The sequence below is a fragment of the Streptomyces sp. NPDC096176 genome, assembly GCF_044763255.1.
In the GTDB taxonomy this organism is placed as follows: Bacteria; Actinomycetota; Actinomycetes; order Streptomycetales; family Streptomycetaceae; genus Streptomyces.
This window is the reverse complement of the sequence record NZ_JBIWFV010000003.1, coordinates 476,317-501,175: the sequence shown is the minus strand read 5'-3', so window position 1 is coordinate 501,175 and position 24,859 is coordinate 476,317. Positions and strand designations below refer to the sequence as shown.

Sequence of the window (24,859 nt, the reverse complement as noted above, 5' to 3'; positions counted from 1 at the left end):
CGCTGCTGGAGATGCGGAGCATCACCAAGACGTTCCCCGGTGTCACGGCGCTCTCCGACGTGAACCTGTCCGTGCGGGCCGGGGAGATACACGCCGTCTGCGGCGAGAACGGTGCGGGCAAGTCGACGCTGATGAAGGTGCTCAGCGGCGTGCACGAGCACGGCAGCTACGCAGGCGAGATCCACTTCGAGGGCGAGCCGGTGGCCTTCAAGGACATCCGGGCCGGCGAGCGCCACGGCATTGTGATCATCCATCAGGAGCTGGCACTCGTCCCGTACCTGTCGATCGCCGAGAACATCTTTCTCGGCAACGAGCGGGCCTCGCGCGGCATCGTCGACTGGAACGGCACGCTGCACGAGGCGAGCAAGCTGCTCGGGCGCGTGGGGCTGAGGGAGAAGCCGCAGACACCCGTCGCCGACCTCGGCGTGGGCAAGCAGCAACTGGTGGAGATAGCCAAGGCCCTGGCGAAGCAGGTGAAGCTGCTCATCCTCGACGAGCCGACGGCCGCGCTCAACGACGAGGACAGCGCCAAGCTCCTCGATCTGATTCTGGAGCTGCGCGCACAGGGCATCGCGAGCATCATCATCTCCCACAAGCTCGGGGAGATACGCACGGTCGCCGACTCGGTGACGATCCTGCGCGACGGCAGGACCATCGAGACCCTCACGGTCCGCGAGACCCCGGACGCCGAACCCCGGCTGTCCGAGGACCGGATCATCCGCGGCATGGTCGGCCGTGAACTCGACCACCGCTTCCCGGACCGTACACCCTGCACGGACGAGGGGGCCGGCCAGGTCGCCCTCGCCGTCGAGGGCTGGACGGTCCGGCACCCGGTCGACCAGCACCGCCTCGTCGTCGACGATGTGTCGCTGACCGTGCGCCGCGGGGAGATCGTCGGCATCGCCGGCTTGATGGGCGCGGGCCGCACCGAACTCGCCATGTCCGTCTTCGGCCGCTCCTACGGGCGCCACGTCGGCGGAACCGTACAGGTGGGCGGCCGCGAGGTGACCACCCGGACCGTACCCGCGGCGATCGAAGCCGGTATCGCCTACGTCACCGAGGACCGCAAGCAGTACGGTCTGAACCTCATCGACAGCATCAACCGCAACATCTCACTGGCCTCGCTGCCGGGCATGCGGCGCCGCGGCGTCGTCGACGAGCACCACGAGCGGTCCGTCGCCGAGCGCTATCGGAAGTCGATGAACATCAAGGCCCCCACGGTCTTCGAGCAAGTGGGCCGGCTCTCCGGCGGCAACCAGCAGAAGGTCGTCCTGAGCAGGTGGATCCACGCCGACCCCGAGGTGCTGATCCTCGACGAACCGACCCGGGGCATCGACGTCGGCGCCAAGTACGAGATCTACACGGTCATCGACAGGCTCGCGGCGCAGGGCAAGGCGGTCCTGTTCATCTCCTCCGAGCTGCCGGAGCTCCTCGGGATGTGCGACCGGATCTACACCATGGCCGAGGGCAGGCTGACCGGTGAGGTCGGCCGCGCGGAGGCCACACAGGAAGTCCTGATGCGTCACATGACCATGAACAGAAGCTGAGGCCCCGCCATGACGACCACGACCACTCCCCCCAAGGACGCGTCCCCCGCGCCGTCCGGCCCGCAGACGGCGGGCGCGCTCCTCATTCGCTCCGTGCGCGCCAACATGCGCCAGTACGGCATGCTCGTCGCGCTCGCCTTCATCGTCGTCCTGTTCCAGATCTGGACCGACGGCACGCTGCTGCTGCCGAACAACGTCTCCAACCTGATCCAGCAGAACGGCTACATTCTCATCCTGGCCATCGGCATGATGATCGTCATCATCTCCGGCCACATCGATCTGTCCGTCGGGTCGCTTGTCGCCTTCGTCGGCGCCATGTCGGCGGTGATGATGGTGAAGCACGACATGCCCTGGGTGCTCGCCCTGGTCCTGTCGCTGCTGATAGGCGCGGTCGCCGGAGCGTGGCAGGGCTTCTTCATCGCGTATGTCGGCATCCCGTCGTTCATCGTGACGCTGGCCGGGATGCTGCTCTTCCGCGGGCTGACCCAGATCGTCCTCGAGGGGCAGTCACTCGCACCGTTCCCCGACGGCTTCCAGAACATGGCCAAGGGCTTCATCCCGGAGATGGGCCCGTACACGCAGTACCACAACCCGACACTCGTCCTCGGGCTCCTGGCCGTCGTCTTCCTGCTGCTGCGCGAGTGGCGGGACCGGAAGCGGCAGCTCGCCTACGAGCTCGACGTGCTCCCGACCGGCCTGTGGGCGGCCAAGTGCGTGGCGATGACGGCCGCGGTGGTGGCCTTTACGCTGACTCTCGCCAGTTTCCACGGTGTGCCGGTCGTCATGCTGATCATGTGCGCGCTGCTCATCGGTCTCGGCTACGTGATGCGCAACGCGGTGATCGGCCGGCACGTGTACGCGCTCGGCGGCAACAAGGCGGCGGCGAAGCTGTCCGGCGTCAAGGACAAGCAGGTCACCTTCCTGGTCTTCGTCAACATGGGCCTGCTCGCGGCACTCGCGGGCTGTGTGTACGCGGCGCGCCTGAACGCGGGCACCCCGCAGGCCGGCCTGAACTTCGAGCTGGAGGCGATTGCCGCCTCGTTCATCGGCGGCGCCTCGATGAGCGGCGGTGTCGGGACGGTCATGGGCGCGGTGATCGGCGGCCTGGTGCTCGGCGTGCTCAACAACGGCATGTCCCTCGTCGGCATCGGCACGGACTACCAGCAGGTCATCAAGGGACTTGTGCTGCTGGCGGCGGTCGGCTTCGACGTGTGGAACAAGCGGAAGGCCGGCCGGTAGCAGGTTCCCGGATGGGCAAGATTCTTCCGCTTTCCATGCAACCAGACGATTTCGCTGAGTGTCTCCGCTTGTGACACCACTGTCCCCGTATCAGAAGAAATGGGGGGACACCATGCGTTACCGTCCACGCTTCGCGGCCGTCGCCGCCGGCATCCTTCTCACGGCCGGGGTCGGAGCGACGATCCCCGCTTCCGCGGCCGCCCCACAGAACACCGCCCCGCAGGCCGCTCCGGCGACTGCGCTCGTCACCAACGCACGGTGGGGCGGCCACGGTTCCTTCGACCGGATCGTCCTCGACGTCCGTGGAAAGGTGCCGCCCGTCACCGTGAAAGCGGTGAAGGAGCTTCGGTACGACGGCCTGGGATCGAAGGTCCCGCTCGCCGGGAAGTACTTCCTGGAGATCCGCCTTTCACCCGCGGCCGCCCACGACGACGCCGGCAGGTCCGTCTACAAGGGCTCGAAGCTGACCAAGGTCTGGCTCCCCACGCTCAAGGGACTGGCCATGACGGGTGACTTCGAGGGCGTCGTCACGCTCGGCGCCGCCTTCGACACGAAGCCGGTGTTCACGACCCGCACACTGCACTCGCCGGAGCGCTTCGTGCTCGACGTCCGTCCGGCGCCGGGGTGCGGGAGGTGAGGCAGACGGAGCGCCCCGGCGACTCGGCGGCGGCGCTCCCGGGCCTGCGGGAGATCGACACAGCACACGCTCGCTCGGCCTCAAAGGCCGTCGGTAACCAGCCCGAAGAGCCGACCTGAAACGGCGTCGTCCCGCAGGCCGTCAGACATCCGTCAGCTCGGGGTTCCGTGCGAACGCCGCCGGCTCCCCTGCGTCCGGTGTTCCCACCACGGGACGGCGGGCCCCGTTCAGCCACGCTCGAAGCCACTAATCTGAGCCGTATGGATGAGATCGACGGGGTGGAGATCATCGCCTTCCCGGACGCCGAGGCGTTCGAGAACTGGCTGGCCGAGCACCACACACGCCACGAGGGCGTGTGGATCAAGGTGGCGAAGAAGAAGTCCGGCATCCCCACGGTCTCCGACGGCGAACTCGTCGACATCGGGCTCTGCTACGGCTGGATCTCCGGGCAACGGCGGTCCTGCGACGAGCAGTACTACCTGCAGAAGTACGTGCCGCGGCGCCCGAAGAGCCTGTGGTCGCGGGTGAACGTGGACAAGGTGGCCGTGCTGACGGCCGACGGGCGGATGCGCGAGCCGGGACTGGCCGAGGTGCGCAGGGCCCAGGAGGACGGGCGGTGGGCGGCGGCGTACGAGTCGCAGAAGACGGCGACGGTACCGCCCGACCTCGAGGCGGCGCTCGCCGCCGACCCCGAGGCCAGGAACGCGTTCGACGCGCTCGACAGGACCGGCCGCTATCTGACCATCCTGCCGCTGCTTCAGGCCCTCACGCCGGATCAGCGGCAAGCCCGGCTGGACAGGACGCTGCGGACGCTGGTGACCGGCGAAGGGTAGGCCTCCCAGCGGTGACCCGTTCCGTTCAGCGGGAGAGGAATTCGAGCAGAGCCTCGTTGAACTGCTCGGCGTGCGTGGCGTTCAGCCCGTGGGGGGCGCCTTCGATCAGCTTGAGTGTGCTGCCGGGGATGTCGTTGTGAGAGCGCTTGCCGCTGACCTCGAACGGCACGATGCGATCGCTGTCGCCGTGGATGATCAGAGTGGGCACGTCCACGGCGGCCAGATCCGCGCGGAAGTCGGTGCGCGCGAAGGCTCTGATGCAGTCGAAGGTCCCTTTGGGGGACGCCATGGCGGCCAGGCCCACGTTGTAGGTGTGCTGGGCGGGGCTGATGAGATCGGTGCGGTCACCAGCCCTGAAGAAGTTGGTGACGAAGTCGTCCAGGAAGGCCGGGCGGTCTGCGACGACACCGTTCTCGAACTGGGCGATGGTGGCGTCGTCCAGGCCACCGTCCGGATTGTCGTCCGACTTGTAGAGGTACGGCGGTACCGCGGCCGCCAGGACCGCCTGCTTGACGCGGCCGGTGCCGTAGATGCTGATGTAGCGCACCACTTCACCCCCGCCCATGGAAAAGCCGACCAGTGTGGCGTGGTTGAGGTCGAGGTGGACGAGCAGGGCTCCGAGGTCGTCGGCGAGGGTGTCGTAGTCGTAGCCCTCCCACGGCTGTGACGACTGGCCGAATCCCCGCCGGTCGTACGTGATGACGCGGTATCCGGCTTCCACCAGCGGCCCGATCTGCCGCTCCCAGGACCGGCCGCTGAGTGGCCAGCCGTGGATCAGCACGACCGGCCGGCCCTGGCCGTAGTCCTCGTAGTGAAGCTCGACCGTGGCGTCCTGCGCCGTGCTCAGCTCGACCGTCGGCATGGATTCCGCTTCCCTTCCTCGCGATCAGAGGCGTATTGGCCCACAGTGCCACAGGCGGACGACATGAATAGTGCATGACCGCACCGAGCGGCATTCCTGACGCTGCGCCCGAAAGGGTGAACTCCCCTCCTTCCCGGCCTGTTCGCAAGGGCCCGTATGTCCGCTCCGGATCGCTGACAGAAAGGAATGGACCCAGTCTCGATCCTTGGTGACGGCCCGTCGGGTTCCTTGGCGGATCGTCTCGGTGTTCTCGTGTGAACGCGGGCATGTCGGTGGCCCGGCTGTCGCGTCCGGTGGACGCCGGAGGGACGGTGACGATCACGGTCGAGTGCCCCTTCACCCAGACCTCGGGCGCCGGCAGCGTCGTCCGCGCCGTGCACCAGGCGCTCGCCGGGGCGCCGCCGCCACCCTGGCCGCCCGATCGAACAGCTGCGCCCGGCAGCACCACGCACTCCGGCGACACGCGGGGGATCATCCCCTGCGGCTCAGCCGCCATTGTCGCTGCTACAGCCGGTGACATCTTCTTCCTGCGCCGCCCCGCAGCCTGACCGTCAGGGGGTGCCGCCGCCGCGAGCCGAGGCCGCGGCGCGACGCGTGCCGGATGGGACACGACCGGCCCGCTGACGGCAGCGGTCGTGTCCCCACGTCGACGTGATCACATCGGCGACGCACTCCGGCCGGGAACGCGGAGTTCGTTCTTCTGACGGTCGCGGTCAACTACCACATGACGGGCAGCCTTTCGGGAATTCGTTTCATGAATCCGGTCCGCCACACGAGCTGTTCCACGGGGACGGCGAGCTGGAGGTCGGGCATCCGGTCCAGCAGCGTGTCCAGTGCGATCTCCGCGTGCTTCTTGCCCAACGCCGTTGCCGGGCAGTAATGCCGTCCGCCCCCGAAGGAAAGGTGCGCGGTGTTGTTCTCACGAGTGAGGTCCACCGTGTGCGGATCGGTGAACACCTCGGCGTCGAAATTGGCGCCCTCGACCAGGACCAGTACCAGTTCACCCTTCTTGACCTCCACCTCCCCGAGCGTGACGTCGTCGACGGCCAGGCGCGGCAGACCGTCGCCGATTGACAGGTTGATCCTCAACAGTTCATCGACCGCGGCCGGGATCTTGCCGCGGTCCGCAACGAGCTCGTCCCTCAGCTCGGGATGCTGGATGAGCGAGACGAGGGCCATGGTCAGAAAGCCCGCGGTGGAGATCACTCCCGCGCCGAACATGGTGACGCCGACCGTCGCGAGCATCTCGTCCGAGAGATGCGCGTACTCCGGATCCTGCCGCAGCGCCGCAAGCTCCGCCATCAAGCCGGAGGTGGACGGATCGTCCAGACGCTCCACCATGTAGGCCGTGTCGCGGTCCCAGTTCAGCTTCGCGCCGGCAATCGGGCAGGCGGAGTTCATGAACGCGATGTCCAGACTCCTCATCAGGCGAGGTGCGTCCGCCTGCGGGATGCCGAGGATGTGGCAGTGCATGGCCGCGGAGTAGGGGTCGGCGAACCCACCACGCAGGTCTGCCGGCGCGCCCTCGACCACAAGGCCGTCGACCAGGTCTGCGGCGTTCGACCGCATCCACTCCACCAGGCCCGGAGCCTTCGGGTTCAGCGCCTTGAGCACCGCCTTGCGCAGTCCCGCCCCGGTGATGTTCCCCATGTTGTTGACGACCTCGGGCGGGATCGTCAGGGCGTACTGGCGCGGCACGCCCGGTGCCGAAGTGTCCTTCAGGCTGAACCGCGGGTCTTCCAGAACCTGCTTGCACAGAGCGTGGGAGGACACGAGCCATGCCTCGTCGCCGGCGATTGTCCGTACCTTCTTGACCGGTTCCTTGCGCAACTGCTCCAGCTCACCTGGCAGTCGGTCACCGCGCCAGGAGAACGGGAAGGCCAACAGGGTGTCGTCGGACGGCTCGAGAAGCGTCTCAACGGACATCGGCGTCTCCTTCAGCGGGCGTGACGATGGCATGGCCCTGGTTGCGGGATGCGCGCAGTCCGGACCCGCGCGAGTAGAGCAGCTCGGCCATCGGCAGGAGCTGGTGATAGCAGTTGAGCGACGAAGGCACTCCGAGGATGGCGGGAGTGTCCAGGAACAGGGGCGCCTCGGCGCAGACGTACTCCAGGCACACCTGGCGCTGCTGCGCGGTGGCGGCTTTTCCGTCCAGGACTTTGGAGGAGAGGAAGCCGTCCACGAGCGTGTCGCAGGTCGTGCGGAACTCGGCGTCCTTCTCGAGAAGGCCCCGAAGGTGTTGGTAAAGGCGCCGGTAGGCCGGATTGTCCACGAAACCCGACATCGCGTGGGCGCCGATCCCGGCCGCGGCGGGGCCGGCCACCTCGAGTGCGTTGAACACCTTTGCCCGCACACCGCGGAGGTTCTTCACCGCCTTGCGTCGAGCGTCGTCGGGGCTGTACCCGAACGTCTCGTACATCTCGGCCACATGCAGATCGGTGTAGACGAAGTCCACCCTCTCGAAATGTTCGACCCCCCATCGAGCCAGGTCCACGAGGCGCTGGGCGGAGAAGTAGCTGTTGCCGGGAGATACGCCGATCACGGCATGAGCGCCCTCCGCGCATATCACTTGGCAGTGGGCTGTATAGGGCTGAACATCGAAGGTCGCGGCCGCTGACGGCGGCGGGGCAAGGCCCTGGACCTTGAAGACTGTCTCAGTTGTCAACTGGAGAGTTCCCTTGCGCCGCTAGTCCCGGGGGAGCCCTGTGCTCCTGGTGTGGCGACGCCGCCGTGAAGTTACCGATCGAACACGGAGAGTGTCAACGGGTTCCTGACTCCGGGAATCCACAGCTCACGCCGGTCACCCCTTTCTTGAACTTCCCGTCACCACTCGTTCATCTTCGGGTTGCACCGCCACGTGAGCCCGGCCGGCCCGGCTCGGCGCGAGCCCGGCCGGCCCGGCTCGGCGCGAGCCCGGGCCGGCCGGGGTTGTGATCAGTGGGGCAGCGCCTGTCGCAGCGCTCTCGGGATCGCAGTCGGTCCCGTGCCGCCGTTGATCACGAACTGCGATCCGGGCTCGACGAGAATGTCGCCCTGGGCCGAGTTGCTGATCGTCACGTCCGTCAGTGTCGCGCTGCCGCGAGTACCGCCGTGGGCCAGGACGCCGGACCCGTTGTTGGACTTGTCGATGGTCACGTTCCTGATCTGCACGCCGGGTACCGCGCCGCCGCCCGACTTGAAATGGATACCGTCGTAGGTGGAGTCGTGGATGTCGGTGTCGCGGATCGTGACGCCGGTGATGTCCTGGCCCGCCGCGAACAGGGTGATGGCGCCGAACTCCTGCGCTTCGCCCCAGAACGCACCCCCCGGTACGGTGCAGTGCGTTGTTCGTGATCAGGGTCTGACCGGAGAACGGCAGCGGATCGTGGTCGGTCGCGAGCATGATGCCGGGGTAGTTCATGGTGTCGGCGATGAGGTTGTTCTCGATCGTGATGCCGTGGCCTCCGTATATCGCGATGCCGTTGGCGCGCCATGGCAGCTGGACGGTGTTGTTGCGGAAGTGGTTGTCGTGGCCGACGTCGACCGACGGGTCCTTCACATAGCGGCTCGCCCACACGGCGAGCGCGTCGTCGCCGGTGTTGCGGAAGGAGGAGTTGTACACCGTTGAATTGCGCGTGCCGTTGGCGAAGTTGATGCCGTCGGCGTAGGTGTTGCGGATCCGCGTTCCGGTGAATTCGAGACCGTCGCCCGGCCCCCACAGTTCCGGAATGTTGGAGTAGTCACGGCCGGCCCAGACACCGACGTTGGCGTGCTCGATCCAGACGTTGGTGATCCTGGTGTCCTTGCCGAAGCGCCCGTTGATGCCCACTCCGCCCTCGTGGTTGCCGTCGCCGCCCCGGATGGTGCCCGAACCGAAGATGGCGATGTCGGAGATCTTGGTGTTGTGATCGATGTCGAAGCCGAAGTTGCCCTCGTGCGGGTGGTTGATGCCTCCGGCCTGGTGCGGAGGGGTGAGGGTGTAGAGCTGGGAGTGCCACATGCCGGCGCCGCGGATCGTCACGTCCCTGATGCCGACCTGGTTGAACTCCCCCCGGTCGAGCGGGTCGTCGGTGAGGATCTTCTGCTCCTGGCGCCACTGGCCGGCCGGGATCCACACGCAGGCGATCTCTCCCTTCTGGTCAAGCCGGTGACCGTCCGCAAGCCCAGTTGGTTCCCTCTCATGGTGCCCTCTCGTTCCGTGGCCTGGGGCGTCCGGCGGCGCAACGACACTCGCGCCATCCGACGCGCACGGCGTCTTCGGGAGCGGGAGACGAGGCGCGTGCCGGTGCGCCGGGTGGACGATGGCGGGTCTCGTCAGGCAGCCGATGGCGACCTGGCGACAAGGTGCGTGAGCCATCTAACATTTTGAGCGATTCCGTCAATCTTTTGCGCTGTCAAGGTGACAGGTTTCTACCAGCCATCGGCTTTGTCAACGGCCCGACCATCGGCCGCAGTTGACGGGCACGCCGGGTCCGCGTCGGTGAAACTCCGCCGACCGACGGTGAAGTCCTGCCGGCCGACGCCTCACGGTGACCGGCGCGTCGTCATCCCCGGGACGGAAGCACCTTGCTGACGAAGTCCGACACCGCCGCCTCCAGGCCGATGTCGTGCTGGGCACGTTCGGACAGGTACCAGCGGTGTTCGAGCAGCTCGTGATAGAGCTCGGCCGGGTCCATCGAGCCCCGCAGATGCTGCGGAACGGCCCGTACCGTGGGCCGGAAGACCTCACGGACCCAGCGATGGGCGAGCACTTCGTCACGCGCCCCGAGCGGGTCACCCGGGGCGAAGTCCTCCTGGGTGGCCATCCAGCTCTCGAGGTCGTTGAGGAGCCGCCGGGCCTGGTTCTCCTCGGTGTCGAGCCCCGTGAGCCGCAGCAGCTGGCGGTGGTGGTGGCCGGCGTCCACGACCTTGGGGACGAACGTGACCATGTCGCCGTTCGAGGAGTGCTCGATCTGCATCTCGGCCACGTCGAAGCCGAGGGCGTTGAGCCGCCGGATCCGGCGGTCGATGTAGTGGTACCTGCCCGCCGGGTAGACCGATGTGCGGGTCAGTTCCGTCCACAGGTCCTCGTAGCGCCGGCAGATCTCGCTGCCGAAGGCGATCGGATCCACCGACGGGTGCAGCGCGCCCGACGCCTCCAGGTCCAGCATCTCGCCGCTGATGTTCACCCGGGCCAGATCGATGTCGTACTCGCGCTGCCCCGTGCTGAGTTGCGCGTGCAGCTCGCCGGTCTCCGCGTCGACCAGGTACGCGGCGTAGGCGCCGGCGTCTCGGCGGAAGAGGGTGTTGGAGAGGGAGCAGTCGCCCCAGGCGAAGCCGGCGAGATGCAGCCGGACGAGCAGCACGGCGAGGGCGTCCATGAGCCGGTGCACGGTGCTGGGGCGCAGAGTTGTCTCGAACATCGAGCGGTAGGGCAGGGATCCCTGCAGATGGCGGGTGATCAGTACCGGCTCCAAGGGCTCTCCCCCGCCGCTGCTGCGTCCCGTGACCACCGCGAGCGGGTCCACCGCGGGTATCCGGAGCCTGGCCAGGGTGCGCAGCAGTTCGAACTCGCGCGTCGCCGGGCGCTCGGCGAGCTCCTTGACGGCCACGACCTCCGCCCCGGCGCGCGCGTAGCGCACGACGTGGCGGGAGATTCCGCGCGGCAGCGGCACCAGATGCTTCTCCGGCCAGTCCTCGAGCGGCAGGTGCCAGGGCAGTTCGAGAAGAACGGCGGGGTGTTCGGGGTTCGTGGCACTGATCTGCAAAGCCATCTGTCGCCTCACGTGTGCGGTGACGGGCCACCAGTGTGACGGCGCACCGCCGTGGCCCGCCACGGGCAGATCACGCGGTCCGGGCCGTGATCGGGCAAGGTGGGAGCCGGAAGAGAGCCGCACCACCGGTCGAGGAGGCTCCCATGGACCGCGACACGGCGCACGATGCGACAGGCCTGACGTGTCTGGTGACCGGGGCCACCGGTTACATCGGAGGGCGACTCGTTCCGGAGCTGCTGAAGGCGGGGCACCGGGTGCGGTGTCTGGCACGAACCCCCGAAAAGCTGCGCGACCACCCCTGGGCGAAGGACGTCGAAGTCGCCAAGGGCGACGTCACCGACGCCGCCTCGGTGGCGGAGGCCCTGCGGGGCATCGATGTCGCGTACTACCTCGTGCACGCTCTCGGTACCGGCTCCACGTTCGAGGCGACCGACCGGCGGGCCGCCCAGGTCTTCGCGGAACAGGCCCGGGCCGCCGGTGTGCGCCGCATCGTCTACCTCGGCGGGCTGACACCTCGCGGCGTACCGCCGAGGGAGCTGTCCCCGCATCTGCGCTCCCGAGACGAGGTCGGGCAGATCTTCCTCGACTCCCCCGTACCGGCCGCCGTCCTGCGGGCAGCGGTGATCATCGGCTCGGGTTCGGCCTCCTTCGAGATGCTGCGCTACCTGACGGAACGGCTGCCGGTCATGGTCACGCCGCAGTGGGTGCGCACCCGCATCCAGCCCATCGGTGTGCGGGACGTCCTGCGGTATCTCGTGGGTTCGGCCCGGATGCCGGCGGAGGTGAACCGGACGTTCGACATCGGCGGGCCGGACGTGGTCACCTACCTCGACATGATGCGCTGCTACTCCGACGTCGCCGGCCTGCCCAAGCGCCTCATCGTGCCGGTGCCCGTCCTCACCCCCAAGCTCTCCAGTCACTGGGTGGGACTCGTGACGCCCGTACCGCACTCCATCGCCCGCCCGCTCACCGAGTCGCTGCGCCACGAAGTCGTCTGCCACGAACACGACATCGCCGACTACGTCCCCGACGGCCCCGGCCAACCCCTGCCGTACGGCGAGGCACTCGCCCTGGCCCTGCGCAGGGTCCAGGACGCCGAGGTGACGACACGATGGTCGTCGGCCGCATTGCCCGGCGCCCCGAGCGACCCGCTGCCCACCGACCCCGACTGGGCCGGCGGCAGTCTGTACCGCGACGAGCGACACGTGGCGGTCGACGCCCCGCGCGAAGCGCTGTGGCAAGTGATCGAGGGCATCGGCGGGGACAACGGCTGGTACTCGTTCCCGCTCGCCTGGGCCGCGCGGGGCCGGCTGGACCGCTTCGTCGGCGGCGTCGGACTGCGGCGCGGCCGACGGGACGCCGAGCGGCTGCGCGTCGGTGATTCACTCGACTTCTGGCGGGTGGAGGAGATCGAGCCCGGTCATCTGCTGCGGCTGCGTGCGGAGATGCGACTGCCGGGGCTGGCTTGGCTGGAGATGTACGCGGAAGACGACGGGCACGGCCGCGCCAGGTTCCGGCAGCGGGCGCTGTTCCACCCCAGGGGGCTGCTCGGGCACGCCTACTGGTGGAGCGTCTCGCCCTTCCACGCTGTCGTGTTCGGCGGGATGGCCCGCAACATCACCCAGGCTGCCGTCAAGGGCACGGGCGACCGGCGCACGGTCCGGTGACACCCGGGCGGCGCACGTGTCGGGCCGCGCGGGTAGGCACCTCGTATGCAGACGTTCCTTCCCTTTCCGGACTTCACGCGATCAGCCGCGGTGCTGGACCCCCAGCGACTCGGCAAGCAGCGGGTCGAGGCTCTGCAGGTGCTGCGCGGTCTGACAGTGCCCGGATACGGCTGGCGCAGACATCCGGCGGTCCGCATGTGGGCCGGTTACGAGGAGGCACTTGTCCGGTACGGGCTGGACGTCTGCCGGGTGTGGACGAGCGAGGGACGCTCCGACACCTGCGCCGTCACCCTGGTGAACGACTTCCTCGTCGGGCACCCCGGCGTGAGCGTGCGCTCCCAGGACCGCCTCGCGGCGGACGGCGACCTTCCGCCGTGGTTCGGCACCCCGGACTTCCACCGCAGCCACCAGTCGGCACTGTTGCGCAAGGACCCGGACTTCTACCGGGAGCGGTTCCCGGGGGTGCCGGACGACCTGCCGTACGTCTGGCCGCGTTCCGACCGGGATCCTGAACCGGGGCGGGCGGGGGGACCGGGGTGACACCACGGCCGCACCTTTGCCGGCCACGGCGCCACGAGTCCGGGGCTTGCCCCGGTTCAGGACGAGGGCACCGTCATGGGGCGGGATCGTGGCCCCAGTTCATCAGCGAGCAACGCCACCTGCTGTCGGAGATGTCCCCCTGGGGCCGCTGCTCGATATGCCGGTGTACGTACCCGACGACCTTGCGCATATGTGCGACGTCGTCTTCGGTGAGATCGGTCTTCTTGGTGCGCAGCAGCGCGACGATCCGTCGTCCTGAGGCGTGGCCCACGCTCTCGCCGTCGCCGTCCCACTGGCCGACACTCTTCGACTCGTCCGTCTCCAGCCACTTCTCCAGCTCACCGGCTGTCATGTTGACGGCCTCGTGGAACGGGGCGACGGTCGCCCCGTCACGATCCACGCCCCGTTCGCCGCTCATGACGTCTTGCCCCGCTTGCGCAGCGACTCCGGCTTGTGGACCGCCGCGGCCGGACTTGTCGCTCTCCACCTCGTACTGCGGTTTCTCCTTCGAGGCGTCCACGGTGCGCCCGGCCGCTTCCGTACGCTCGGTGATCTTCTTCTTGACCTCACCGGGCACCGTTGTGCCGTGGCTGCTCCGGGTGACTCGGTCTCCTTTGCCGAGCTTCTTCTTCGCCTTCGACATGTCCCGGTCTCCCTCTGCTCGTCGTCACCGGCCCCCGACCGTGCCGTTCGGCCCCGGGGTGAACCGCCACAGCACGGGCGGGCACAGCAGGCCCTCCCCTGCCTATGGTGAAAGGACGGCCTGCCTGCGCGGCGGTGTGCACCGCCGTCTTTCCCACGCCCTTCCCACCGAGGAGGACCCGTGACAGACGCAGCACGCCCACTGCACGGCCGCACGGCCGTTGTGACCGGTGCCGCCCGGGGTCTCGGGGCGGCGATGGCGCTGCAACTCGCCCGGCGCGGTGCCCACGTGGCCCTGCTCGGCCGGGAGAGGCCGGCGCTGGCCGCGGTAAGGGACACCATCTGCGGGCGAGCCCTGTGCTGGGAGGTCGATGTCGCCGACGAGGACGCGATGCAACGGGTGGCCGCCGACGTCCGCGACCGCCTCGGACCCGTTTCCGTGGTGGTCGCCAATGCGGGAGTGGCCGAGGGCGGCCCCTTCGCAGAGTCCGACCCGGCGACCTGGCGACGCGTGATCGAGGTCAATCTGATCGGCAGCGCGATCACGGCACGTGCTTTCCTGCCCGACCTGCGGGAGTCACTCGGCTACTACCTGCAGATCGCTTCCCTCGCCTCCATCGGAGCAGCGCCCATGATGAGCGCCTACTGCGCTTCCAAGGCCGGTGTGGAGTCCTTCGCCCACTCGCTGCGCGCCGAACTCGCGCATGAAGGGGTCGGGGTGGGCATCGCCTACCTGAACTGGACCGACACCGACATGATCCGCGACGCGGACCGGCATCCGGTGCTGCGGGAACTGCGGGCCCACATGCCGAAGCCCGCGAGGAAGGTCTATCCGGTGGAGACCGTGGCTGCTCGTATGGTGCGCGCCGTCGAACGCCGCAGCGCGGCCGTGTACGCCCCCGCATGGCTCCGTGCCGCGCAACTCGTCCGCGCCGCCATGCCGCCGGTGGTCACGCTGTTCTCCAAGTACGAGCTCCCCCGCCTCGAGCGGAAGGACGCTTTCGCGGCCACGGGACTGCTGGGCGCCGGCGGCCGGGCGGACATGACCGGGAATGAGCGGTCACGCAGCGGGCAGGCGGATGGCTGACGCCGGGTGCGGCCGGTTGCGGCCGCACCGACCACCTGTCGGCGAGGCAGGAAGGTCCGGCGGTGCGACGGCGACGCGTGCACGGCGGCCGTTCTCGTACGGTGGATGTGGATGACGTCGCAGATTCCGGAGCGGGCAATGCACACCTCCCAGCCGTCCGGCATGACGGACACAACGCCGGACGCGCTGTTCGGCCTCGACGAGATCCCGACGAGCAGTCCGGTCCGGCGGACCGCGGGGCCGACGTTCCGCGACTCTCCAAAGGCGCGGCGGATGCTGTCGTTCGCTCGGATCGATGCCGAGGACGCCGCTGCGTCCTCGCCGAGAGGCAGTGGGAATGTGCGGTATCGCAACGCACCCAAGGGCGCGGCGGTGGAAACCGTACGCCGTCTCGTCGGCACTCACGCCCCGTGGCTGAGGATCCGCTACGCGTTCTGACCGTCCGCGCGCGGGCCCGGCCTTCCGCCCCTCCCGCAGCGCGAGGGACTCTTTGCACGGCTCACTGCCATTCGTCCTCGGATCCGTGGGCCCCGGGCCGGAGGAACCAGTCGCCGGCGACCTCCGCCACTTCCTCCAGCGCACCGGGCTCCTCGAAGAGATGCGTCGCTCCGGGCACGACATGCACGCGGTGCGGGGTGCGCAGCAGGCCCGCGGCTTCCCGGTTCAGTCGCAGCACCTCCGTGTCGTCGCCGCCCACGATCAGGAGCACGGGCGCCTGCACATGGGGCAGAGCCTGGCCGGCGAGGTCCGGGCGACCGCCGCGCGAGACGACGGAGTGGACCCGACCGGGCCGTTCGGCCGCCGCCACCAGCGCCGCCGCGGCGCCGGTGCTCGCGCCGAACAGCCCCACCGGCACCGTGGCGGTGGCGGGGTGCTCTCCGAGCCATTCGATCGCCGCCACCAGGCGCCGGCCCAGCAGGCCGATGTCAAACCGGTGCTCCGCGGTCACGGCGTCGACCCGTTCCTCCTGCACGGTCAGCAGGTCCATCAGCAAGGTGCCCAGGCCGACCCGTTGCAGGGCTGCTGCCACCGCCTTGTTGCGTGGGCTGTGCCGGGAACTGCCGCTGCCGTGCGCGAAGAGGACCACTCCCCGGGCATCCGGGGGGACCACCAGGTCACCGGCGTTCGTGGACCCGTCGGCAGGGAGTGAAACCGCTTCCACGATCATCGTCATCGTCTCCCTCCGAGCTTCCCTGCGTCCGTCGCGGTCAGTGGGCGGGTAGCCCTCCTTCGCCGCGCCATGCCGGGACGTCGGGACGGTCCCCGGCTGTCTCCCCCGCATCACCCGGCCTCATGGCCGGGTCAGGCGAGCTGGTCGCTGTGTCCGCAGAGCCAGGCCAGAGCGTCGTGCACACCGTGCATGTAGTCGCGGTTGCCGGCGGCGGTGGTCGGGTCCTCGAGGTGGACGACGGCCGCGTCCACCTCGGCCGTCAGCAGGTGCAGATCCGGAACATCCGGTGCGTGCGCCCCGGTGACCGGCGAGCGGTCGGTGCGGCCCGTGGCCCATTCGAAGGCGGCGGCCTCACCCGCGGAGAACTGCGCGCCGTCCCCTCTCGCCGCCAGGTCCTTGAGCGCCAGGTCGACGTCCGCGTACGTCCGGACGCCCACGCGCCGCTCGTCCTGTCCCATGTTCCTGGTCACGTTGACCGCCTTTCCTCGTCGGCGCGGACCGACGCTCACTCTCGGCGTGGCTCGGTGGACGTCCCGGTCCGCTTCCGCTGTCCGTGATCCCACCCCATCTCACCACGGGAGGAACGCATGGATTTCCTTCCCGCCCGGATCGTGCAGAACGCTGACCTGGCGGCTGAGCGCCTGGATGAGATGCCAGCCGAGGCCGCCCGTCCCGCGTGCCGGATCGCAGGGTCGCGGCACGGGTGGGCGGGGGCTGGTGTCCCGTACGGTCACGTGCAGGCCGTCAAAGGTCCGGCGCATCCGCAGCACGAAAGGTCCGGGGGCGTACTGGACGGCGTTGGCGGCCAGCTCCGTGACCACCAGCAGGATGTCGCCGTGGCTCTGCGGGCAGCTCGGCGGATCCCTGCGCGCGAGGGCTTCGAGGGCCACCCCCGCCGCCAGGCGGGAACCGGTGACGTCGTCGATGTCGCCGTCGAAGTGAGCGGTGAGGTCTTCGCCGACCTCCGTGGAAGGTCGGCTCCTGTCGTACTTTCGCGGCCCGGCAACCATGTGGCGTCCTCCTGCCTCTCGTCACATTCGGCATTGAACTGCGTGTTCCCACTCGTGCGAGGACTACGCGCGCCGCCCGGGGTGGGTCGGCGACTGTTCCGCACACGCCGCTCGCCGCGATGGCGTGCGGGAGCGGCCGACGGAGGGGGACGATGGAGAGGCCGTGGCTCCGGCCGCTGGGGGCGCGGCCTTCGCCGGGGCCATGCGTGGCAGCCGGCCGGAAGGAGAGCCTGAAACATGGTCGCTGCAGAGCCCTTCCGGGGCGATCGCGGGGCGGCGAGCGCTGTCCCGTCCGGCCCGGGCGGACTGATGGACATGCTGGGCGTCGCCGCCGTCGTGCTGGATGCCGAAGGGCGGATCGTGCTGTGGAGCCCGCAGGCCAAGGATCTGTTCGGCTACAGCCCCGAGGAGGCTCTGGGTCGGTTTGCCGGCCCCCTGCTGGTCCATGAGGACCATCTGGATCAGGTGCTGGAGCTGTTCGCCGACGTCATGGCGGGTGGCGGTAGCTGGGCCGGGGTGTTTCCGGTCCGGCACAAGGACGGCAGTGCCCGCATGGTCGAGTTCCGCAACATGCGGCTGCTGGACGAGCACCAGGGCTTCTACGCCTTGGGGCTGGCCACCGACCAGGAGATCCTGCGGCGGGTCGAACGGGACCTGGCCCTGTCCACGCGGCTGGTGTCCCAGTCCCCGATCGGCCTGGCGGTGCTGGACACCGACCTCCGGTACGTCACCGTCAACGCGGCCGAGGAGCGGCTGAGCGGTGTGCGCGCGGACGAGCATGTGGGGCGGACGGTCCATGAGGTGCTGCCCGCGCTGTCCGCCGCGGCCTTCGAGTCGACCATGCGCAGGGTTCTGGAATCGGGTGTCCCCGTGCTGGACCGGTACACGGTCGGCCGGACCCCGGCCGATCCGGACAACGAGCACGCCTGGTCGATCTCGTTCTTCCGGCTCGAGGACTCCAACGGAAAGGTGCTCGGCGTGGCCACAGCCAGCGTCGATGTCACTGAGCGTCACCGTATGGTGCAGGAGCAGCGCCGCACCGCCCTGATGCTTCAGCGCAGTCTGCTGCCCCACCCGCCGCCGCAGCGGCCCGGGCTGGACATCGCCTACCGCTACCGCCCGGCGCGGGCCACGAGTGAGATCGGCGGCGACTGGTTCGACGTCATTCCCCTCGGCGGCGACAAGTCCGCCCTGGTCGTCGGCGATGTGATGGGCAGCGGCATCAATGCCGCCGCGACGATGGGGCAACTGCGCACCGCGACCCGGACCCTGGCCGACCTGGACCTGCTTCCCGCCCAGGTCATGCACCACTTGGACCGCGTCACCTCCGGCCTGGGGGAGGCCATCGCCACCTGCGTCTACGCCGTCTACGACCCTCACCACGCCCGGTGCCGCATCTCCCTCGCCGGGCATCTGCCTCCCGTACTGCTCCGTCATGGCGGCAGGGCCGAACTGCTCGAACTGCCCACCGGCGCACCTCTCGGCGTCGGTGAGGTCCCGTTCACCACCACGACCCTGAGCCTGCGCCCTGGCGACCAGCTCGTCCTCTACACCGACGGATTGGTGGAGATCCGCGACACCGCCATCGACAAGCGGCTGGATCTCCTCGTCTCCCTCCTCGACCATCCGGGCCGGCCGCTGGAGGACACCTGCGACTGGCTGCTGGACGCCCTGCGGCAGTCCGGAGACCACGACGACGTCGCACTGCTCGTCGTCAGAGCAACGGGAGACGGTATCGCCGGCATCGACGCGGCGTCGATGTCCGATCCGGAAGGCAACCGTGCGTAATGGCCGATGACGCTCAGGCTCATGCACCGCGTGCAGCACACCGGTGTCACCCGTCGCGCATCGCGCAACTCGGCACACCGCAGGCTCTGCCGGGGCTGGAGCTGTTGTGGTCCGGCAGCGTGCCCGACCACGCGGAGGAGGCCGCGGGCCGGCTTCATCTGCTGGACGCCTCGGAGTCCGCGCGTCTCGCGGCGCTGCGCCGGGCACAGGACCGAGACGCCTACCTGGTGGCCCATGTGACGCTGCGACGGCTCCTCGCCGAGCGGCTGGGGCAGGCCCCGGAGGCCGTGTCGTTGCTGCGTGAGCCCTGTTCACACTGCGGTGGCCCGCACGGGCGGCCGTATGTGCCGGGCAGAGGCGTCCACTTCTCACTGTCGCACACCCGAGGCATGGTGCTGATCGCGCTCGCGTCGAGGCCTGTGGGCGTCGACGTCGAGACCCTCGTAGACGCTTCCGCCGTCGACGAACTGACCTTCCAGCTGCATCCGGACGAGGCCGCCGAGCTGGCCGTCGTGCCGTACGAGGCCCGTCCCCGGGCGTTCACTCGCTGCTGGACTCGCAAAGAGGCGGTACTCAAGGCATCGGGCGTAGGGTTGAACGTGGAACCGGCTCTCACCTACGTGGGCGCAGGAGCCCAACCGGCGTCGCAACAGGCGTGGTTGCTGGCCGATGTGACCACGGAACCCGGGTACGCGGCAGCTGTCGCCGTACGGCGGCCGGATCGTGACCCGGGAGATCACAGACCGTTCCGGTCCTTGTCGTGAACGTCACCGGGACCGGAGAGGCACCGAGCACAGCGGTCACCGCGCCGCACGGAGCACGGGTGGTCCATATGGCGAGATGGGCGATCATCCAGCAAGAAGGATGCGCCGGGTCCATACATCTTCCCAGCAGAACAACGGTCACGACGACCGACCATTGCGCGCTCCAATGGGGCGCGCGGGAGCTGCGGGGCCGCTGCCCAGCCGACTCCCCCTCCGCACTCCACAGGCCCGCCGGTACGGCGCGGCGTGGGGCGACGGTGGTGTGACCTTCCCCAGGGAGACCTCATGGCCGGAAAGCCCGTCGAAGCGTTGCCCATGGATCTGAAAGAAATCGCTCTCCCCCGCATCGACCGCGGTGCCGACCCGCCCACCGACACCGAACAGATACTCACCGAGTTGCTCGCCGACGTCGCGGGCGCCAGTGAAGTGCGGCCCGACAGCCACTTCTTCCACGAGTTGGGTGCCGATTCGTTGGTCATGGCACATTTCTGTGCGAAGGTGAGGAAGCGGGCGGATCTGCCGTCGGTGTCGATGAAAGACGTGTACCGGCACCCGACCATCAGGGCACTCGCGACGGCTCTCGCGGATTCCACGCCGTCTCCCCCGGCAGCGGCGCAAACCCCGCAGACAACGCAAGAACCGCAGGTACCGGAGCCGACCGCCCCGACCCGCCGGTCGCACTACGTGCTGTGCGGTGTGTTCCAGCTGTTGTGTTTTCTCGGCTACGCCTACCTCATCGCAGTGGTCGCGGTGCAGGGGTACGAGTGGATATCCGCGGGGGCGGGCCTGTTCGACGCGTATCTGCGAGCCGTCGTCTTCGGTGCCGTGACCCTCGTGGTCCTGTGCGGCCTGCCGATCCTGGTCAAGTGGGTGCTCGTCGGCCGGTGGAAGCCCGTCCGCTTCGAGGTGTGGGGACCGGCCTACATCCGGTTCTGGCTCGTCAAGACACTGGTGCGGTCGAACCCACTGGTCCTCTTCGTCGGTTCGCCCCTCTATTCGCTGTACCTCAGGGCGCTGGGCGCGAGGATAGGGCGCGGCGTGACGATCTTCTCGCGGAATCTGCCCGTGTGCACCGACCTGCTGACCATCGGCGACGACACCGTGGTCCGCAAGGACTCGTTCCTCAGCTGCTACCGGGCGCACGACCGGATGATCCAGACGGGCTCCGTCACGCTCGGGAAGAACGTGTACGTCAGCGAGGCGACGGTGATCGACATCGACACCTCGCTGGGCGACAGCTCCCAGCTCGGCCATGCCTCGACCCTGTACAGGGAGCAGGCGGTGCCCGCGGGCGAGCGTTGGCACGGTTCGCCGGCGCAGCCGACCGATGTGGACTTCCGGGTCGCGGCTCCCGCCTCCTGCGGTCTTCTGCGCAGGACCACCCACGGTGTGCTGCAGTTGGCGACCCTGCTGCTGTTCTACGTACCGCTCGTGATCGGCGGTGTGGACATCCTGCTCGCCGGCATGCCGCAGCTCGCGGTGGCACTGGAACCCGGCCCCGCGGTCCTCACCAGTTGGGTGTTCTACGTCGACATGCTGGGGGTCACCGCCGTTGTGTTCTTCGGCGGCATCCTTGTCGGCCTCCTCGTGGTGGCCACCGTCCCCAGGCTGCTGAGCAAATTCGTCACACCGGACCGGGCCCACCCCCTCTACGGCGTTGCCCACGCGGCACACCGGGTGATTGTCGTGCTGACCAACAGGCGTTTCATGACTCGTCTGTTCGGCGACAGCGTCGCCATCGTCCACTACCTGCGCTGGGTCGGCTGGGACCTCTCGACGTTCGAGCAGACCGGGTCCAACTTCGGCACCATGGTGAAACACGAGACGCCCTTCCTGAGTTCGGTCGGCAGCGGCACGATGATCGCCGACGGTCTGTCGATGATGAACGCCGAGTACTCGAGTACGTCCTTCCAGGTGTCCCGGACCTCCATCGGAGCGCACAACTTCCTCGGGAACCGGATCGCGTACCCGTCGCGGGGCAGGACCGGCGACAACTGCCTGCTCGCGACGAAGGTGGCGATCCCCGTGGACGGGGAGATCCGTGAAGGGGTCGGACTGCTCGGCTCCCCCAGCTTCGAGATCCCGCGCTCGGTCGCGCGGGACGCCACGTTCGACGACCTGACGAGCGGCGACGCACTGCGCACTCTCCTGCGGGCCAAGACCCGGCACAACGCCGGCACCATCGCTCGGTTTCTGCTGATGGGCTGGTTCTACTTCTTCGTCGTCACGGTGCTCTTCTCGGCCGCCGCGGAACTCTACGCCTCGCTGGGGATATCGGCGGTCGCCCTCGCGAATGTGTTCGTGCTGCTGTTCACCACCCTGTACTACGTGTTCGTCGAGCGCGTCACCACGGCGTTCAACCCACTGGGTGCGTTGTTCTGCTCGATCTACGACCGCAGGTTCTGGCGCCGTGAGCGCTACTGGAAGGTGCCGTCGGAGAACTACCTGAGGATCTTCAACGGGACCCCGTTCAAGAACATCGTCTGGCGGCTGCTGGGCGTCCGCATCGGGCGCATGGTGTTCGACGACGGCTGCAGCCTCACCGAGCGGGCGATGGCCACCATCGGCGACGAGTGCACGCTCAACTCCGGTAGCGCCGTCCAGTGCCACTCGCAGGAAGACGGCACCTTCAAGTCCGATTTCATCTCGATCGGCTCGGGCTGCACCCTCGGGGTCGGCGCCTTCGTCCACTACGGCGTCACGATCGGCGACGGCGCCCTGCTGGAGGCCGACTCCTTCCTCATGAAGGGCGAGACCGTCCCGGACGGTGCACGGTGGGGCGGGAACCCCGCCCGGCCGCTGGACGAGAAGCGCGGCGCCACGGGAGGTGGATTCTGATGGCAACGTCGTTGACCGAACGCAGGGCCGAACGCACGGCCGAACCCAGCGGCTTCACCGTCGTACCGCGCTGGACCGCTGCTCCGGTGCCGGGCAGCGCCGAACATGAGACGGCGATCCCCGACGACCTGGTCTCGGCGCTGCGCCGCCTGGCCGACGAGACGGGCGTGCCGCTCAGTTCGGTGCTGATGGCCGCACATGCCAAGGTGCTCGCCGCGCTCTGCGGTGAACAGGCCGTCGTGACCGCGTGCGTGACGACGCCGGGCACCGCGCCGTCGCCCTGCCGGCTGACGACCGCAGCCGGCACCTGGCGCGAGCTGCTGGCCGACACCCACCGGGTGATGTCGGAGCTGCTCGCCCACCAGGACCTCCCGCCGGCCGGTACCGGCGAACCAGGAACGGCCGGAGCACGCCCCGAGGTCGTGTTCGATGCAGCCGGTGACGGCCGCGGCCCGGCCGAGGACGCCGTTCTCTGCGTGGCTTTCCCCGACCTCGACGGCCGCCGCGCCCTGCGGCTGCGGTACCGGACCGACGCGCTCGACGAGGACGCGGCGGCGAGGATCACCGGCTACCACCTCACCGCGCTCGAGCTCATCGCCGGTGATCCGGATGCCGCACACGGGCGCAGCAGCCTGCTGTCCGCCGAGGAACTCCGGTTCCAGATCGACGGGCTCGCGGGACCGTGCCGCGAGGTGCCCGACCGCCGGTTCCACGAGCTGTTCGAGGAGCGGGTACGGGCGCATCCGGACGCCGTCGCCGCCGAACACGCCGGCCGCCGGCTGACCTACCGGGAGCTCAACGCGCGCGCCAACCGGCTGGGGCACGCCCTGCTGGCGAACGGTCTGCGTCCGGAAGGCGTCGTCGCCGTCGTGACCGAACGCAACCTGGACTGGATGGCCGCCGTCCTCGCGGTCTTCAAGGCCGGGGGCGTCTACCTGCCCGTCGAGCCGCGCTTCCCGGCGGATCGCATCGCCACCATGCTCTCCCGCGCCGAATGCCGGCTCGTGCTGACGGAAGCGGCCGGCACGGCCAACGTGGACCAGGCCCTGAAGTCCCTGCCCGGGACCCGCAGGCTCTTCATCGACGCGACACTCATCGGGAGTGCGGCCGACGGCGACCTCGGCATCACGTTCCCCGCGGACCGGCTCGCCTACGTCTACTTCACGTCCGGCTCCACCGGCACCCCCAAGGGCGCCATGTGCGAGCACGCGGGCATGCTCAACCACCTGTACGCCAAGATCGACGACCTGGGCATCGGCGAGGGCACGGTCGTCGCGCAGACCGCTCCGCAGTGTTTCGACATCTCCATGTGGCAGCTGATGGCACCGCTCCTCGTGGGCGGACGCACGCTGCTGGTGGAGCAGGAGGCGATCCTCGACGTCCAGCGGTTCCTCGACACAATCATCGACGGCCGGGTCGGCGTGCTCCAGGTGGTGCCGTCCTACCTGGACGTCGTGCTGTCCGGGCTGGAGCGGCACCCTCGTACCCTGTCGGACCTGCGGTGCGTGTCGGTCACCGGCGAGGCGCTGAAGAAGGAGCTCGTTCAGCGCTGGTTCGCTGCCGAACCCGGTATCGGGCTGGTCAACGCGTACGGCCTGACCGAGACGTCGGACGACACCAACCACGAGGTCATGGACCGCGTGCCGGACACCGAGCGGGTCCCGCTCGGACGGCCCGTCAACAACGTGCGCATCTACGTCGTCGACGAGAACCTGTCGCCCGTCCCGCTCGGCGCCCCCGGTGTGATCGTCTTCTCCGGAGTCTGCGTCGGCCGGGGTTACGTCAACGACGCTGAGCGCACCCGGCTCTCCTTCATGGCGGACCCGCACCGCCCGGGCCAACGGCTGCACCGCAGCGGCGACTTCGGCCGCTGGCGGCCGGACGGGAAGCTCGAGTTCCTGGGCCGTCGGGACGCACAGGTCAAGATCCGAGGGTTCCGTATCGAGCTCGGCGAGATCGAGAACACTCTCCTGACCGTGCCCGGTGTCGGCGACGGTGCGGTGGTGGTCGTCGAACGGGCGGGACGCAAGGACCTGGTTGGGTTCTACTCGGCCCTTGCGCCGATCGAGACGGACGTCCTGCGGGAACGGCTGGCACGGTCGCTGCCGGAGTACATGGTCCCGACGACCATCCACCACCGGGAGAGCCTGCCGCTGACCGCGAACGGGAAGATCGACAAGCAGGCGCTGGCGGTACTCGCCGAGGAACTCGACGCGACGGAGGACGGCTACCGGGCCCCCGGCACTCCGACCGAGCGGCGGTTGGCCGCAGCCTGGGCGAAGGTGCTCGGCGTTCCGCTGGAGCGGGTGGGCAGGCAGGACCACTTCTTCGACCGTGGAGGCACCTCGCTGTCGGCGGTGCGGCTCGCGATCTCCCTCGACCGAGCGGTCTCCCTCACCGACCTGACCGCCCACCCCGTCCTCGCCGACCTGGCCGCCCTGATCGACGGCCGGGCGAGCCGGCCCTCACCGGCTCAGCGCTGAGCCGTGACGAAAGGAAGAA

21 protein-coding genes and 2 pseudogenes are annotated in these 24,859 nt (G+C 69.0%); 13 read left to right on the top strand and 10 right to left on the bottom strand.

The features are described from left to right. The first annotated feature begins 11 nt into the window (after positions 1-11). The 4 genes from mmsA to ACIQ7Q_RS10960 all read left to right on the top strand — a co-directional run bounded on the left by mmsA (position 12) and on the right by ACIQ7Q_RS10960 (position 4,256). Positions 12-1,547: a multiple monosaccharide ABC transporter ATP-binding protein gene (gene mmsA, locus ACIQ7Q_RS10975; protein ID WP_403859178.1), complete on the top strand. Its 1,536-nt coding sequence runs from the start codon at positions 12-14 to the stop codon at positions 1,545-1,547. A 9-nt stretch (positions 1,548-1,556) separates the two neighbouring features. Continuing rightward, positions 1,557-2,786: a multiple monosaccharide ABC transporter permease gene (gene mmsB / locus ACIQ7Q_RS10970; protein ID WP_403858842.1), complete on the top strand. Its 1,230-nt coding sequence runs from the start codon at positions 1,557-1,559 to the stop codon at positions 2,784-2,786. A gap of 112 nt (positions 2,787-2,898) precedes the next feature. After that, positions 2,899-3,423: a hypothetical protein gene (locus tag ACIQ7Q_RS10965; protein ID WP_403858840.1), complete on the top strand. Its 525-nt coding sequence runs from the start codon at positions 2,899-2,901 to the stop codon at positions 3,421-3,423. A gap of 260 nt (positions 3,424-3,683) precedes the next feature. Further along, entirely contained in the window at positions 3,684-4,256 is a 573-nt protein-coding gene (locus ACIQ7Q_RS10960) for a YdeI family protein (RefSeq protein WP_403858838.1), read from the top strand. Positions 4,257-4,281: 25 nt separating this feature from the next. On the opposite strand, the gene ACIQ7Q_RS10955 is transcribed toward ACIQ7Q_RS10960, so the two are convergent. Then, positions 4,282-5,118, bottom strand: a complete 837-nt coding sequence (locus ACIQ7Q_RS10955; RefSeq protein ID WP_403858836.1) for an alpha/beta fold hydrolase — start codon at positions 5,116-5,118, stop codon at positions 4,282-4,284. A 254-nt stretch (positions 5,119-5,372) separates the two neighbouring features. On the opposite strand from ACIQ7Q_RS10955, the gene ACIQ7Q_RS10950 reads away from it, so the two are divergent. After that, positions 5,373-5,666 (top strand): hypothetical protein, encoded by a 294-nt coding sequence (locus ACIQ7Q_RS10950; RefSeq protein ID WP_403858834.1) that lies wholly within the window; start codon positions 5,373-5,375, stop codon positions 5,664-5,666. A gap of 169 nt (positions 5,667-5,835) precedes the next feature. Here the strand turns inward: ACIQ7Q_RS10950 and ACIQ7Q_RS10945 are convergent, their stop codons facing one another. From ACIQ7Q_RS10945 to ACIQ7Q_RS10930, 4 genes and pseudogenes are all read right to left on the bottom strand, one after another. Then, complete coding sequence (locus ACIQ7Q_RS10945; protein ID WP_403858832.1) at positions 5,836-7,044, bottom strand: cytochrome P450; 1,209 nt, start codon at positions 7,042-7,044, stop codon at positions 5,836-5,838. Then, complete coding sequence (locus tag ACIQ7Q_RS10940) at positions 7,034-7,783, bottom strand: tRNA-dependent cyclodipeptide synthase (RefSeq protein ID WP_403858830.1); 750 nt, start codon at positions 7,781-7,783, stop codon at positions 7,034-7,036. The genes ACIQ7Q_RS10945 and ACIQ7Q_RS10940 overlap by 11 nt, the downstream gene beginning before the upstream one ends. A gap of 269 nt (positions 7,784-8,052) precedes the next feature. Continuing rightward, positions 8,053-9,238: pseudogene (locus ACIQ7Q_RS10935) on the bottom strand (right-handed parallel beta-helix repeat-containing protein); the annotation flags it as partial. Between the two features lie 403 nt (positions 9,239-9,641). Then, complete coding sequence (locus tag ACIQ7Q_RS10930) at positions 9,642-10,850, bottom strand: DUF4032 domain-containing protein (protein WP_403858828.1); 1,209 nt, start codon at positions 10,848-10,850, stop codon at positions 9,642-9,644. Between the two features lie 143 nt (positions 10,851-10,993). On the opposite strand from ACIQ7Q_RS10930, the gene ACIQ7Q_RS10925 reads away from it, so the two are divergent. Together ACIQ7Q_RS10925 and ACIQ7Q_RS10920 are read left to right on the top strand one after the other, a co-directional pair. Next, positions 10,994-12,517, top strand: coding sequence for an SDR family oxidoreductase (locus ACIQ7Q_RS10925; protein ID WP_403858826.1), 1,524 nt, complete (start codon positions 10,994-10,996; stop codon positions 12,515-12,517). 45 nt (positions 12,518-12,562) lie between these two features. Beyond that, positions 12,563-13,057: an MSMEG_6728 family protein gene (locus tag ACIQ7Q_RS10920; RefSeq protein ID WP_403858824.1), complete on the top strand. Its 495-nt coding sequence runs from the start codon at positions 12,563-12,565 to the stop codon at positions 13,055-13,057. 73 nt (positions 13,058-13,130) lie between these two features. On the opposite strand, the gene ACIQ7Q_RS10915 is transcribed toward ACIQ7Q_RS10920, so the two are convergent. Both ACIQ7Q_RS10915 and ACIQ7Q_RS10910 read right to left on the bottom strand, forming a co-directional pair. Next, entirely contained in the window at positions 13,131-13,475 is a 345-nt protein-coding gene (locus tag ACIQ7Q_RS10915) for a DUF3140 domain-containing protein (protein ID WP_403858822.1), read from the bottom strand. Further along, positions 13,472-13,700: pseudogene (locus tag ACIQ7Q_RS10910) on the bottom strand (DUF2945 domain-containing protein). Before ACIQ7Q_RS10910 ends, ACIQ7Q_RS10915 begins: the two are co-directional and overlap by 4 nt. Positions 13,701-13,880: 180 nt before the next feature. On the opposite strand from ACIQ7Q_RS10910, the gene ACIQ7Q_RS10905 reads away from it, so the two are divergent. Both ACIQ7Q_RS10905 and ACIQ7Q_RS10900 read left to right on the top strand, forming a co-directional pair. Continuing rightward, positions 13,881-14,786 (top strand): SDR family oxidoreductase, encoded by a 906-nt coding sequence (locus ACIQ7Q_RS10905; protein WP_403858820.1) that lies wholly within the window; start codon positions 13,881-13,883, stop codon positions 14,784-14,786. Between the two features lie 111 nt (positions 14,787-14,897). After that, positions 14,898-15,224 carry a hypothetical protein gene (locus ACIQ7Q_RS10900; protein WP_403858818.1) on the top strand — a complete coding sequence of 109 codons (327 nt, stop codon included), beginning with the start codon at positions 14,898-14,900 and terminating at the stop codon, positions 15,222-15,224. 61 nt (positions 15,225-15,285) lie between these two features. Here ACIQ7Q_RS10900 and ACIQ7Q_RS10895 read toward each other — a convergent pair whose 3' ends face one another. The 3 genes from ACIQ7Q_RS10895 to ACIQ7Q_RS10885 form a co-directional block, all read right to left on the bottom strand. Further along, entirely contained in the window at positions 15,286-15,954 is a 669-nt protein-coding gene (locus ACIQ7Q_RS10895) for a dienelactone hydrolase family protein (RefSeq protein WP_403859176.1), read from the bottom strand. Between the two features lie 134 nt (positions 15,955-16,088). Next, positions 16,089-16,427: a hypothetical protein gene (locus tag ACIQ7Q_RS10890; RefSeq protein WP_403858816.1), complete on the bottom strand. Its 339-nt coding sequence runs from the start codon at positions 16,425-16,427 to the stop codon at positions 16,089-16,091. A 99-nt stretch (positions 16,428-16,526) separates the two neighbouring features. Further along, complete coding sequence (locus ACIQ7Q_RS10885; protein ID WP_403858814.1) at positions 16,527-16,967, bottom strand: ATP-binding protein; 441 nt, start codon at positions 16,965-16,967, stop codon at positions 16,527-16,529. 237 nt (positions 16,968-17,204) lie between these two features. On the opposite strand from ACIQ7Q_RS10885, the gene ACIQ7Q_RS10880 reads away from it, so the two are divergent. The 4 genes from ACIQ7Q_RS10880 to ACIQ7Q_RS10865 all read left to right on the top strand — a co-directional run bounded on the left by ACIQ7Q_RS10880 (position 17,205) and on the right by ACIQ7Q_RS10865 (position 24,840). After that, entirely contained in the window at positions 17,205-18,755 is a 1,551-nt protein-coding gene (locus tag ACIQ7Q_RS10880) for a SpoIIE family protein phosphatase (protein WP_403858812.1), read from the top strand. Further along, positions 18,755-19,519 (top strand): 4'-phosphopantetheinyl transferase family protein, encoded by a 765-nt coding sequence (locus tag ACIQ7Q_RS10875; protein WP_403858810.1) that lies wholly within the window; start codon positions 18,755-18,757, stop codon positions 19,517-19,519. Before ACIQ7Q_RS10880 ends, ACIQ7Q_RS10875 begins: the two co-directional genes overlap by 1 nt. 285 nt (positions 19,520-19,804) lie before the next feature. After that, the gene (locus ACIQ7Q_RS10870; protein ID WP_403858808.1) at positions 19,805-22,357 is read left to right on the top strand and encodes a Pls/PosA family non-ribosomal peptide synthetase; all 2,553 of its coding nucleotides are present in this window, start codon (positions 19,805-19,807) and stop codon (positions 22,355-22,357) included. Further along, positions 22,357-24,840, top strand: coding sequence for an amino acid adenylation domain-containing protein (locus ACIQ7Q_RS10865; protein ID WP_403858806.1), 2,484 nt, complete (start codon positions 22,357-22,359; stop codon positions 24,838-24,840). The genes ACIQ7Q_RS10870 and ACIQ7Q_RS10865 overlap by 1 nt, the downstream gene beginning before the upstream one ends. Positions 24,841-24,859 lie beyond the last annotated feature (19 nt).

Coding starts and splice junctions, on each gene's coding strand:
- mmsA (WP_403859178.1), top strand. CDS start 12: ATGCGGAGCATCACCAAGACGTTCCCCGGTGTCACGGCGCTCTCCGAC.
- mmsB (WP_403858842.1), top strand. CDS start 1,557: ATGACGACCACGACCACTCCCCCCAAGGACGCGTCCCCCGCGCCGTCC.
- ACIQ7Q_RS10965 (WP_403858840.1), top strand. CDS start 2,899: ATGCGTTACCGTCCACGCTTCGCGGCCGTCGCCGCCGGCATCCTTCTC.
- ACIQ7Q_RS10960 (WP_403858838.1), top strand. CDS start 3,684: ATGGATGAGATCGACGGGGTGGAGATCATCGCCTTCCCGGACGCCGAG.
- ACIQ7Q_RS10955 (WP_403858836.1), bottom strand. CDS start 5,118: ATGCCGACGGTCGAGCTGAGCACGGCGCAGGACGCCACGGTCGAGCTT.
- ACIQ7Q_RS10945 (WP_403858832.1), bottom strand. CDS start 7,044: ATGTCCGTTGAGACGCTTCTCGAGCCGTCCGACGACACCCTGTTGGCC.
- ACIQ7Q_RS10930 (WP_403858828.1), bottom strand. CDS start 10,850: ATGGCTTTGCAGATCAGTGCCACGAACCCCGAACACCCCGCCGTTCTT.
- ACIQ7Q_RS10925 (WP_403858826.1), top strand. CDS start 10,994: ATGGACCGCGACACGGCGCACGATGCGACAGGCCTGACGTGTCTGGTG.
- ACIQ7Q_RS10920 (WP_403858824.1), top strand. CDS start 12,563: ATGCAGACGTTCCTTCCCTTTCCGGACTTCACGCGATCAGCCGCGGTG.
- ACIQ7Q_RS10915 (WP_403858822.1), bottom strand. CDS start 13,475: ATGAGCGGCGAACGGGGCGTGGATCGTGACGGGGCGACCGTCGCCCCG.
- ACIQ7Q_RS10900 (WP_403858818.1), top strand. CDS start 14,898: ATGACGTCGCAGATTCCGGAGCGGGCAATGCACACCTCCCAGCCGTCC.
- ACIQ7Q_RS10895 (WP_403859176.1), bottom strand. CDS start 15,954: ATGATCGTGGAAGCGGTTTCACTCCCTGCCGACGGGTCCACGAACGCC.
- ACIQ7Q_RS10885 (WP_403858814.1), bottom strand. CDS start 16,967: ATGGTTGCCGGGCCGCGAAAGTACGACAGGAGCCGACCTTCCACGGAG.
- ACIQ7Q_RS10880 (WP_403858812.1), top strand. CDS start 17,205: ATGGTCGCTGCAGAGCCCTTCCGGGGCGATCGCGGGGCGGCGAGCGCT.
- ACIQ7Q_RS10875 (WP_403858810.1), top strand. CDS start 18,755: ATGGCCGATGACGCTCAGGCTCATGCACCGCGTGCAGCACACCGGTGT.
- ACIQ7Q_RS10870 (WP_403858808.1), top strand. CDS start 19,805: ATGGCCGGAAAGCCCGTCGAAGCGTTGCCCATGGATCTGAAAGAAATC.
- ACIQ7Q_RS10865 (WP_403858806.1), top strand. CDS start 22,357: ATGGCAACGTCGTTGACCGAACGCAGGGCCGAACGCACGGCCGAACCC.